Source organism: Sphingomonas bacterium (genome assembly GCF_028289855.1).
In the GTDB taxonomy this organism is placed as follows: domain Bacteria; phylum Pseudomonadota; class Alphaproteobacteria; order Sphingomonadales; family Sphingomonadaceae; genus Sphingomonas.
This window is the reverse complement of sequence record NZ_JAQGKZ010000027.1, coordinates 22,099-31,895: the sequence shown is the minus strand read 5'-3', so window position 1 is coordinate 31,895 and position 9,797 is coordinate 22,099. Positions and strand designations below refer to the sequence as shown.

The 9,797-nt window shown below is 58.9% G+C and carries 13 protein-coding genes; 7 read left to right on the top strand and 6 right to left on the bottom strand.

All coding sequences use genetic code 11. From position 1 onward, the window contains the following. Positions 1-219: hypothetical protein (locus tag JWM94_RS02270; protein WP_299420876.1), on the top strand; the 219-nt coding region annotated here is incomplete at its 5' end. 629 nt (positions 220-848) lie between these two features. Here JWM94_RS02270 and JWM94_RS02265 read toward each other — a convergent pair. From JWM94_RS02265 to JWM94_RS02250, 4 genes are all read right to left on the bottom strand, one after another. Continuing rightward, positions 849-1,715: an alpha/beta hydrolase gene (locus JWM94_RS02265; protein ID WP_299420873.1), complete on the bottom strand. Its 867-nt coding sequence runs from the start codon at positions 1,713-1,715 to the stop codon at positions 849-851. Then, positions 1,699-2,460: a hypothetical protein gene (locus tag JWM94_RS02260; RefSeq protein ID WP_299420870.1), complete on the bottom strand. Its 762-nt coding sequence runs from the start codon at positions 2,458-2,460 to the stop codon at positions 1,699-1,701. Before JWM94_RS02260 ends, JWM94_RS02265 begins: the two co-directional genes overlap by 17 nt. Next, complete coding sequence (locus JWM94_RS02255) at positions 2,460-2,879, bottom strand: hypothetical protein (protein ID WP_299420867.1); 420 nt, start codon at positions 2,877-2,879, stop codon at positions 2,460-2,462. Before JWM94_RS02255 ends, JWM94_RS02260 begins: the two co-directional genes overlap by 1 nt. A 391-nt stretch (positions 2,880-3,270) precedes the next feature. Further along, entirely contained in the window at positions 3,271-3,606 is a 336-nt protein-coding gene (locus tag JWM94_RS02250) for a hypothetical protein (RefSeq protein WP_299420864.1), read from the bottom strand. A 201-nt stretch (positions 3,607-3,807) separates the two neighbouring features. On the opposite strand from JWM94_RS02250, the gene JWM94_RS02245 reads away from it, so the two are divergent. Further along, a complete protein-coding gene (locus JWM94_RS02245; protein WP_299420860.1) occupies positions 3,808-4,131 on the top strand; it encodes a Rap1a/Tai family immunity protein in 324 nt (107 codons plus the stop codon). Positions 4,132-4,227: 96 nt separating this feature from the next. On the opposite strand, the gene JWM94_RS02240 is transcribed toward JWM94_RS02245, so the two are convergent. Further along, a complete protein-coding gene (locus JWM94_RS02240; protein WP_299420856.1) occupies positions 4,228-4,980 on the bottom strand; it encodes a hypothetical protein in 753 nt (250 codons plus the stop codon). A 453-nt stretch (positions 4,981-5,433) separates the two neighbouring features. Here JWM94_RS02240 and JWM94_RS02235 point away from each other — a divergent pair, with 453 nt between their 5' ends. Beyond that, complete coding sequence (locus JWM94_RS02235) at positions 5,434-5,814, top strand: hypothetical protein (protein ID WP_299420852.1); 381 nt, start codon at positions 5,434-5,436, stop codon at positions 5,812-5,814. 39 nt (positions 5,815-5,853) lie between these two features. Here the strand turns inward: JWM94_RS02235 and JWM94_RS02230 are convergent, their stop codons facing one another. Further along, positions 5,854-6,114, bottom strand: coding sequence for a hypothetical protein (locus tag JWM94_RS02230; protein ID WP_299420849.1), 261 nt, complete (start codon positions 6,112-6,114; stop codon positions 5,854-5,856). Positions 6,115-6,366: 252 nt separating this feature from the next. On the opposite strand from JWM94_RS02230, the gene JWM94_RS02225 reads away from it, so the two are divergent. The 4 genes from JWM94_RS02225 to JWM94_RS02210 all read left to right on the top strand — a co-directional run bounded on the left by JWM94_RS02225 (position 6,367) and on the right by JWM94_RS02210 (position 9,677). After that, positions 6,367-6,999 carry a tyrosine-type recombinase/integrase gene (locus JWM94_RS02225; RefSeq protein ID WP_299420844.1) on the top strand — a complete coding sequence of 211 codons (633 nt, stop codon included), beginning with the start codon at positions 6,367-6,369 and terminating at the stop codon, positions 6,997-6,999. A 333-nt stretch (positions 7,000-7,332) separates the two neighbouring features. Continuing rightward, entirely contained in the window at positions 7,333-7,572 is a 240-nt protein-coding gene (locus JWM94_RS02220; protein WP_299420840.1) for a DUF3489 domain-containing protein, read from the top strand. Position 7,573: 1 nt separating this feature from the next. After that, positions 7,574-8,020 (top strand): DUF2924 domain-containing protein, encoded by a 447-nt coding sequence (locus JWM94_RS02215; protein ID WP_299420836.1) that lies wholly within the window; start codon positions 7,574-7,576, stop codon positions 8,018-8,020. Next, positions 8,013-9,677, top strand: coding sequence for a recombinase family protein (locus JWM94_RS02210; protein WP_299420832.1), 1,665 nt, complete (start codon positions 8,013-8,015; stop codon positions 9,675-9,677). The genes JWM94_RS02215 and JWM94_RS02210 overlap by 8 nt, the downstream gene beginning before the upstream one ends. Positions 9,678-9,797 lie beyond the last annotated feature (120 nt).

The window sequence follows — 9,797 nt, the reverse complement described above, 5'->3', positions numbered from 1 at the left end:
CGTGCAACGATCATGAGCTGCTTCAAGCCGGTGCTGGAGAGCAGCATGGCCAAGCCTGTGCCGGTGCCCGACCTTCCTAAGGAGAATGACGGCGTGAAGGGTTGGATGATATTCGCCGTCGAGGATAGCGGACAACTTGAAAAGGCAAACAATCGGATCACTGGGCTGACCGAGGTGATCGATATTTGCGTCCGACGGCCGATGGAAGCAAAACCATAAGAAATGCACACCCGCCGTATGCAGGTGTGGACTGGGTTAGCCGCCAATACATGTTCCATGAACAAACGTCTGATTAGGTTATCTGATCGCCAGAAGGCGGCCGGTCCGATTGCCACCCAAATCTTGCCGTTGCGGGGTGATCGCGCCGCGCCAGAAGCGGTCGGTCGGCAAACGACCCGGTTTTGGTATTTCACAGTCTACATAGCCAAGGTAGGCAATCGGGTAGAGCTCCTGGAGATCTCTGAGCATCGGACCGAGGCCTACGCTTTCGGTCTCGGCACGACTTAGAAGGCGGCCGAAACGGCCAAATATCGTCTTGAAGGCGTCCTCCGGCTGCACGTCACTTCGTCCCTGTCTCAAAGGGCGGCAACCACTACCGGTATTTCTGCCAAATCGAAAATTTACCCGTGCAACCCTATTGCTCATTCTGTTGCAGCCTCGCCCACGTCCGCTATCGCGACGGGCTCGACGCAAAGCTTTCCGGCAGCAAAGTCCCCAAAGTCCGCCATTGCGGTCGACCCAAAGCTGAACTTGAACCTACGGCAGCTTTCGGGCTCGCCAGTCAGCTTGCTGAATGGCCGAACTTGGGCGCAGGGCGGTCGCTAACAGCCCCACGCAAGTGAGCGCACTCATCGCGCAAAGAGCGAGTGCTGCGGCAGCTCATCGGCTTCGGGACCCGGTCCAGCAACTGGAAGAACATGTTCGCGAGCAGGATCTCCTCGGAATGCCAAGTCGTTAAATTGCGTCAAGCTTTCTACCACGGCATCTACGGTGCGGACATCGGGCCAGTAATGCTCATGATCATAGCCCTCCATGAGCTTGGTCGACGCCCAAGCGGGTTCGCGTGGATTGCCGTGCAGACCGATTGCCTCCGACGCTCCTTCGCCTGCCATCACCTGACCGAGCGGAAAAGCATGTCCCAACGCCCGATCTCGGTCGCTGTAGAGCACGACGACCTCGGCATGGCCGCGCGCGAGAGCGAACAGATCGTGGCGGTCGGTCGCGACCGCGGCGCCCATCAATATCAAGACGAGCTTGCGGATTTTCGTGTTATGGGGCGATGGCGCTAGGCGCGCGATCATTTGCAACGCCAGTCGGCATCCGAGCGAATGCGCGACAACCACTAGCTCGGGCGCACCCAGCGCATGATCGAACTCGGCGTCGAGTACCTCCCAAAGTTTCGCGCCAGCTTGATCAGCGCGCTTGGTCATTTGCTTGTACGCGGCGAGCCCCCCGCGGGACCAGGCAAAGTCGCCGGGCCAAGTCACGGTCAGCACTTGTGCGTCAAGCGATGGACATCGTTGGACCAAGGCTTCGCGCAACGGCGCCGTACGCTTCTGACCGTCACGCTCGTTAGTATTGCACCCGTGGATGAGCAGGATACGGCGGTGGCGCGCGAACTGGAACCGCTGCGTCGAGCGCGGTTCGTTGGCGACCTCATTGTCGAGATCGCGCAGGTCGAGATCGGCCCTGCGGAGCTTATCGCGGTGACGCAAGGCGATCGATCCAGCCGAACGTTAGACGCGCGATAATTTGCGACCCATATGCCAGCATCGCGATGATCATGATCGCGACGACCGACCAGCCTATCGCCTCCACGGTTGTGCTGATACGTGATGATGCTGGCCGCATGCTCGCCATGCCAAGAGCAAAAGGAAGCGATAGCGCAAAGTATATCAGCAGCACGACCTGCGCCGCGATTCGCGACGCGGCAACGGTTACGCCATTCGCGAGACGGATCTGCAAGCGGTCGACCCAAGTAAGGGCGCGTTGGGCGGTCCGCCTGAATTCCTCGCGTCCATCGCTAGCATGCGCACTATCCGGTTGCTGGATGTAGCGTGCCAAAAACAAGCTCAGGTCGCTCGCGCCATTGCCCGCGGCGTCGGACGCGACGTCCGCGCTTATTCGACCGGCAAGCTGCCCGCATAACTGACGATACGGAAGCCCAAAGAAGTCGTCGGGAACAAGCGCTAGCACATGCGGTAGATACAGTGCGCCGTCCGGGCTGAAATCGCGCGGCGGAGGCCGGTCTTGCTCGTCTTGTCCGCCCGGTGATAGCGGTGTCCACATTTCATGTCGACGATAGCGGTGAAGCAAGTCCTCGATCAGGCTTCGCTGGATGTTTCGACGCATCCATCCATCGATGAGACCATAGGCGATCACGCCGGCGAGAATGCCACTCAATAGAACAGCGATGAAGATGCCAGCGGCTGCTTGCCCCAATAACCAGAATATTTCCATTAGTTGGCATTCCCGAGGCTAGGCGCGGCAGTCGGGAGCGTGCCGGGCGTTGTAACTGCCGTGCCGGACCGCTGTGACGCCTGTCGGTCGAATGCCGCCGCGGCGTCGCTGGCCGGGAGCGAACTCAAGCCGAGGATGATCGCGACGATCGTCCCCACGAAGGTCGCAAACAGTTGGCCAACGCGCTGCTTGTCGTAGAAGACCAGCTTATCTGCATCGACTCTTGGCGCGAATGCCGCTGTCTCGAGCGTGAACCATGCTGGGATGATGAACGACCATAAGGCGATGCTAACGTCGCGCACCGTACGGTCGATACTTAACGCGGCCGGCATCGGCTGGCGTCCACCGAACAGCATGCCGGCGATTAGGGCAATCGCGACGATATTGATTCCGACAACAGCCAAACTATGCCTATTCATATTTCCTCTCCCAAACCAGTCGGAACACTTCGGCGACGAGTAGAAATAATATCACTTTCGAGCGTCATGGAATATTCTGGGTTCGAGTGACTTGCAAGATGAGCAACGGCGGTCGCACTCAAATGGCTATCATTACGACTTGGGTAAGAATCTGGCTATGACTGCTGTTCTGGTGCGATTGAAAAATCCAACGGCAGCTGTCACCCGATACGAAACCCTCGCAATGGGATCGTCGAATGGCAGCTTTCGAGATCGCCATGGCTAGTCGCGAATGTCAGAAATTGGGGCGCAATGCGGAACGACAGCTCACGACCCAATAGCGGCCATTGCGCGCTGCGCCGTCGCGTAGGCACCCAACTTCTTCCCTGAGGGGACCTACATAGCTGTGAGCTCAAAGTTCATTGGAATATGTCGCCATACCGGCCGGTGCGCCGAGTCTTTTCCGGCGCTGGTATATGCCGAGCAGTATCGCTGCACCGAGGACCGGGAAATACGAGGTCAAGAAGAAGGTGAGAATGTGCCACGAAAGCCAACTGGAATTGACGGCAGTGACCATCAATACGCCAATGGCTATCGCCCCGCCCGTTATCCATCCCGTCGTCACCGAGACGCCATTGCGCAGGACGGGGTTGGCGATAAGTCGCGTCCACACGATCCAGCCCCACGCGACGGAAAGCGCGGAAAAGAGGATCGCGTCACCGACGAGAAAACTAGCCGTCCGGATCATCTTGCGCCCTCGTTGCTGCCGCATTATCGCACGAAAAAGCCCCGCTGGTTAGGCCGGGCTCGACTGGCTTTATTGAACGACCGCTTCCCACCCATTAGCGGTCGTCCATGGACCGCCTGGCGCAAACGGCAACTAACGACCCACTAGCGGAGATTGACCGGCACGCTCCGAAGCAGCACCCTTGCGTCTAGGGAGAACACCATGATCGGCTTAGCGATGATGCTGGCGGTGCAGGACGTCGAACCGCTGGACGACTATATGACGGGAACGGTGCTGCTCGCGCATTGCAGCGCACGGGACGCGACATGCACTGCGTACATCGAAGGAGTGATCGACCTACAGCGTACGTTAGATGCCTATGGATTGACCAAGGGGACATTCTGCCCCTCTGCGAAGCTTGAACCGGGGCTGATGGCCGACATTACAGTGCGATGGCTCCGCGCCCATCCGCAGTCGCAGCACATGGGAGCAGGGCCGCTAGTCGTAACTGCCGTGTCCAAGATTTTCCCCTGCCCAAAATCTTAGCTGGTTAGGCAGGGTTGATCGGGTATCAAACGACCGCTTTCCATCCATTAGCGGACGTTCGCGTTCAGTCCGAACGAATGGGGGCTGATCGCCACGCTAGCGTCGGTTTTCGCCGGCAAATCGCCACTTGCGAGCCAGCTGAACTGCAAGGATCAAACCGAGGACCAGTCCTAGAATCAGTAGTCCCAAGTTTATGCCTTCGAATGGACGATCGGCGGTCAGGGCGACAACGGCCATTATCGCCGCGCCAACCATTCCGGCAGCCAACATCGGATACGAAACTCGGGACAGATGCACCTGACGCATTTCCGATGGATCGCGCGGAGGTCCTACTGCGGGTCGCCGTTGCAGTGCGCGCGCAGGGGCACCTTTTGCCCAGACATAGAAAGAACCGGTGGCCGCGACCGCGAACCCCACCACAAGCCACTCGATCTGTTGGGGCATGTGCTCGTCTCGAAAGAACGCCCAATATCCAAATGCGAGCATTGAACCGATTATTATGGCCCAGGCAAAACGCCCCATACGACGGCGAAAGGTCGCAACGAATGCGTCGCGCTCTTCAACGCTTACCTGCACCGGCGCGTGGCTCATATTGAAACGAAATAAATAGCCGTGCTCGTTGGGCTCGTATTGCGCTTCGAAAGCCCGCGCCAGATTTTCCAAATGCACGCCGTGAAGCATGGGCCGCAGGTGGCTGATCGCGCCTTTTGGATCAAGACGCGGCGGCGTTATTTGTTCGCTGACCGGAAGCGCGACGTGCAAACTTGAAGAATTGGTAGACGTCGGAGAAATGCGGTTCGTTCCCGGCCGGTAGAAGGATATGACTGCTTTTGGGTGGAAAGCGGACATTCGAGAAGCCCGCCAAGCCAGCCTAACCTGCCCCGCTTTTCCGTGGTAACCAACCCACATGCGTAAGCGAGTTCGTCACCCTATCAACACTTGGTTTCGAGGCCGAAGCCCGCAAACGTGGGAAGGCGAGCTAGTCGTATACGGCTTCATTCTGTTCGTTTTCCTAGTGGCCTATTTCACGAGTTGAGGGGTTTCACAGCTATATAGGTTCCTTCGGCGAAGGGGCCGCCTGGGGGGCCAAAACGTCATTCCCGATGTCCGTAATTGGCGTTAGCCGCCGTCGGGTCACGGCATCGTCGAACGTCCGCTAAGGGTGGGAAAGCGGACATTGCGAATTACCGTTGCTCCGCGCACATTCCCGCGATGAGATGGGCACTTGCAGTTCTTGCCGTTATTTTAGTTGTTGCTGGTTGTGGAAGGGGCGAGCGGCCTTTCCGCATGGTGCAGTTCTGCTTGGCGGATACCGCCGAGATTGAACCTATGAATTCCGTGCTTCGGGAGGCCGCCGCAACTAACAAGCTTCCGTTCTACGACGACAGCAAAGCAACCGAAGCCGACCTTAGCTCGGCCGCCGAGGTTCAAAATAAGCTGAAAGTTGCGCATCCTACCGTGAACGTCGGGACGGTGGGGCCTACTGCAATGGGATTTAGCGCCGGAAACTTCGCCGAGGCTCCCTCGCAGATCGTCATCGGCTTTTCGAAAGGGCGCGACGCCGTTGCAGCGCGCAAACTGTCGGACGACGTAGTGGAGGCGCTTTCGAAGCGATGGCGTATTCGCGAGGTACCGAACGTCGAGACAAGCGGCGCGTTCCCGTTAAAGGACTGCAACGGCTGACAATGTCGGCTATTGGGTCGGAAGGCGTCGCTAGTCACGTTACATGCAAACTGGACCATACACGCCGAAAATCTCGGTGATCCGGCCTTTGAAAGCTCGCCAGCGGATTGACCAAACCTTGTCGCCGCACCCAATAAAGCGGTGCAAGTCTGCCATCGACAGATCGCCGGGACGGACGTCGATGTCGAAGCCTTGCTCCTTCAAATCGTCAAGCAACCGCTGCTCGGAGCTACCCACTGGATAGAGGTTTTTGACCCTTGTCTTGAACTGAGCGTCGCCCGTGGAAAATGTGGGGTCCATCCCTCGCGCAATCGGCGGTAGCGACCTGTCCGACGCCTGCCACGCTGCCCAGCCAACAAATACCATCAGCAGAAGAGCCAATAAGGCTACAATCGAGAGGCAGCCACGTCGCGTCACGAGGGTGCGTTACCATATCGCAAGGTCCGACCCAACGTCCGCAATTGGGTCGTTAGCTGCCGTTGCCGGTCAGCGTAGGTTGAAGGATATTTGAACCACATTCTCGAAGGCCGATTGAGGCCGAGGAGATGGAATATGGGATACTCTAGATACGACCCCGCCATGCAGGCGCGTCCGGCCTGGAATGCTGGCAAGACCGTCGGCACGAAGCGACCCCTCACGCAAAAGCAAATATGGGCGGTTCGCTTCTTCCTTGAGCATGAACGACGGCTTCGCGACAGAGCGCTATTTGATCTCGCAATCGACAGCAAATTGCGCGGCTGCGATCTCGTTAAAATCAAAATCGGTGATCTGGTCTCGGGTGCTGAGATCAGAACGCGCGCTATCGTTATCCAACAGAAGACGGGGCGACCGGTTCAGTTCGAATTGAACACCGACGTCCGGGCAAGCCTCCTGACATGGTTCGAACGCCGTGGCGGCGCGACTGACGATTATGCGTTTCCCAGCCGGGTCGATCAAGCCGGTCACCTGAGCACGAGGCAATATGCTCGCCTGGTCGATGAGTGGGTAACTGCGATTGGATTGAGGCGCGCCGAGTATGGCACGCATTCGATGCGCCGGACCAAGGCCTCCATGATCTACAAGGCCACCGGCAATCTTCGAGCCATCCAAATATTGCTCGGGCACACCAAGATTGAGAACACGGTCAGGTATCTAGGCGTCGATATCGAAGATGCTCTGATGCTGGCCGAGCGTACCGAAATCTGACTTGGAGCGGCCTGTCCAAGGTGGATGGGCCGCTCTTCGTGAGACGACAATGCGCCCCAATTCCCGCCATTGGGAGGCAGCTGCGTTGCCCCCAATAGCAGTCGTTCCGGGCAGGCTGACCGACGGCGGTGGTTAGGATCTGGCAACGATTGTCATTGCGCGCGCTCAGCGCGGACTTTTCCGACGACAATCCATTCGACTTCGTGCCGAACAGGAGCATTGGTGTCCGCGTCAGTCGCAGCCGGGTGGCGCGACGGCCCCGACCGGCGTGACCGACGGGGCTTTGGGTGGTGGGAGCGGTACGGTGCCGCTTTCATGACCAAGGAGCCCACCATGACCAAACGTGCAAACGTCCAGCCTGCACTTGAGCCGGTGAAAAAGACCAAGACCGCTCTCGTGCTGGAGTTGCTCCAACGCGAGGGCGGCGCGACACTCGCCGAATTAGTCAATGCGACTGGCTGGCTGCCGCACACCACGCGAGCGGCGCTCACCGGCCTGCGCAAGAAGGGCCATACGATCGATAGGAGCAAGCGCGATGACGCTACTTGCTACTGTGCCGCGAAAGCGGTGTAGCATGGCCCAGATTGACCATCAGATCAGCGCGATCGCAATGATGCCGCCGGCGGAGTTGCGTGATGCCTGGCGAGCAGAGTTCGGGGAGACGGCGCCTGCGCTGTCTCTCTCTCTTCTCCGCCGAGCTCTGGCTTCTGCCGCACAAGAGCGTGCGTTGGGCAGCCTGCCCGCAGCAGCACGAAAGGTGTTGGAGGCGATGGCTAGAGCCGATGCTCCTCTCCCCGTCCCTGCAATCAAACTAAAGCCCGGCACGCGATTGGTTCGCGAGTGGAATGGCACAGTGCACAACGTGCTGGTTGTGGCGGACGGCATAATGTTCGGCGAGCAACGATACGGGTCGCTGTCCGAGGTCGCCAGAGCGATCACCGGCGCACATTGGTCCGGGCCCCGATTCTTCGGCCTGAAACGACCGATCAACCCTCCAACCAATGGCGCCAAACATGGCTAAACCCGGCGCGCGAATTGAACAGCGGAGCGGCAAGGTCGCAGGGCATGTGCGCTGCGCAATTTACACCCGCAAGTCGACCGAAGAAGGTCTCGATCAGGAGTTCAACAGCCTCGATGCCCAGCATGAGGCCTGTGCCGCTTACATCCTCAGCCAGCGCCACGAAGGTTGGGCACTCGTGCCCGGTCGCTACGATGATGGCGGATTCTCTGGCGGGACAATGGATCGTCCTGCACTCAAGCGCCTGCTCGCTGATGTGAACGCGGGTCAGGTCGACGTGATTGTCGTTTACAAGGTTGATAGACTTACCCGGGCGTTGTCGGACTTTTCCAAGATCGTCGATGTGCTCGACGCCGCCAAAGCCAGCTTTGTCAGCATCACCCAAGCGTTCAACACAACGTCGAGCATGGGACGGCTGACGCTCAATGTGCTGCTCAGCTTCGCGCAGTTCGAGCGCGAAGTGACCGGGGAGCGGATCCGCGACAAGATCGCTGCCTCCAAAAAGAAGGGTATGTGGATGGGCGGCCCAGTGCCGCTCGGTTACGACGTCAGCGAGCGTAAGCTCGTCGTGAACGACAATGAAGCCCAAACGGTCCGCCTGATATTCGAACGCCATCAAGCGGCGCAGACGTTACGAGCCCTAGCCGATGACCTCCGGGCGAATGGAGTTCGGTCAAAGCAACGAACGATGCGCGACGGGCGCGTCACGGGTGGCTGCCCGTACCAGGCCGGCGCACTTCTCCATCTTCTGCGGAACCAGATTTACGTCGGGAAGATCAGGCATGGCGAGTACGTCTATGCCGGAGAGCACGAAGCGGTAATCGAACAGGATATTTGGGATCGATCACAGGAACTACTCGATCGATCGGCAGCGCGCCCGCGTACGGGCCAAACCAGCTTGCTCGCGGGGCGCGTGTTCGATGCCGAAGGGCGCCCCCTCACGCCGGCACACGCGATCAAAGGGCAGAAGCGGTACCGCTACTATGTGTCACGTTCAGTCGACGCAGCGGGGGGCGAAAAGTGGCGACTGCCGGCCGGCGATCTTGAGACGATGGTGGTGGGGGAGCTTGAGCGATTTCTCCGGAATCCGGGTCGTGTCAATTCGGTGGTGGGCGATGCCGGTACTCGACGCGACACTCGCGTGCAAATTGAAGACACTGCTTCTGGCCTCGCTCAGAAATCACAACTTAATGAGTTCCTCCGCGACGTCGATGCAGCGGTCTGCATCTCGCAGGGGGAAGTCGAAATAACTTTGGACGCCGATCGGCTGACCAAACTTCTAGTTGGTCGCGTCGAACACCCTGCGACTGAGAGATTTTCTATTCGCTTCCCCGCCCTGCTCAAAAGGCGAGGTCACGAGTTGCGTCTGGTTTACCTGGCTCCTGATGCTCGACCCCGCGAGCGCGATGAGCGGCTAGTAAGGCTTGTCGCCAGTGGTTGGGCTGCCTGGGACCAACTGCGGACGAGGCCGAATAATGGTGATGCCACGAAGCGAAGTCATTTGACCCGGCTCGCGCGTCTGAAATTCCTTGCGCCCGACATCGTCACCGCCATTGTCGATGGACGCCAGCCTGTTGAATTGACCAGCCGCTCGCTTCTCCGGATCTCTGAGCTACCGCTCGCGTGGAGCGCGCAGCGAGAGCTTCTTGGATTTGGTTGAAGCCGAGGCCGCGACTGTCGAGCTCATATCAGAGTCAGGACAGCAACACGGCGCTGAGAGACGAACGGGCGTGATCGGCCTTGGGTCGAGACGATCGTGCCAGTCTCTGTCCTCACAGAA

Coding starts and splice junctions, on each gene's coding strand:
- JWM94_RS02260 (WP_299420870.1), bottom strand. CDS start 2,460: ATGGAAATATTCTGGTTATTGGGGCAAGCAGCCGCTGGCATCTTCATC.
- JWM94_RS02255 (WP_299420867.1), bottom strand. CDS start 2,879: ATGAATAGGCATAGTTTGGCTGTTGTCGGAATCAATATCGTCGCGATT.
- JWM94_RS02250 (WP_299420864.1), bottom strand. CDS start 3,606: ATGATCCGGACGGCTAGTTTTCTCGTCGGTGACGCGATCCTCTTTTCC.
- JWM94_RS02245 (WP_299420860.1), top strand. CDS start 3,808: ATGATCGGCTTAGCGATGATGCTGGCGGTGCAGGACGTCGAACCGCTG.
- JWM94_RS02240 (WP_299420856.1), bottom strand. CDS start 4,980: ATGTCCGCTTTCCACCCAAAAGCAGTCATATCCTTCTACCGGCCGGGA.
- JWM94_RS02230 (WP_299420849.1), bottom strand. CDS start 6,114: ATGGACCCCACATTTTCCACGGGCGACGCTCAGTTCAAGACAAGGGTC.
- JWM94_RS02225 (WP_299420844.1), top strand. CDS start 6,367: ATGGGATACTCTAGATACGACCCCGCCATGCAGGCGCGTCCGGCCTGG.
- JWM94_RS02220 (WP_299420840.1), top strand. CDS start 7,333: ATGACCAAACGTGCAAACGTCCAGCCTGCACTTGAGCCGGTGAAAAAG.
- JWM94_RS02215 (WP_299420836.1), top strand. CDS start 7,574: ATGGCCCAGATTGACCATCAGATCAGCGCGATCGCAATGATGCCGCCG.
- JWM94_RS02210 (WP_299420832.1), top strand. CDS start 8,013: ATGGCTAAACCCGGCGCGCGAATTGAACAGCGGAGCGGCAAGGTCGCA.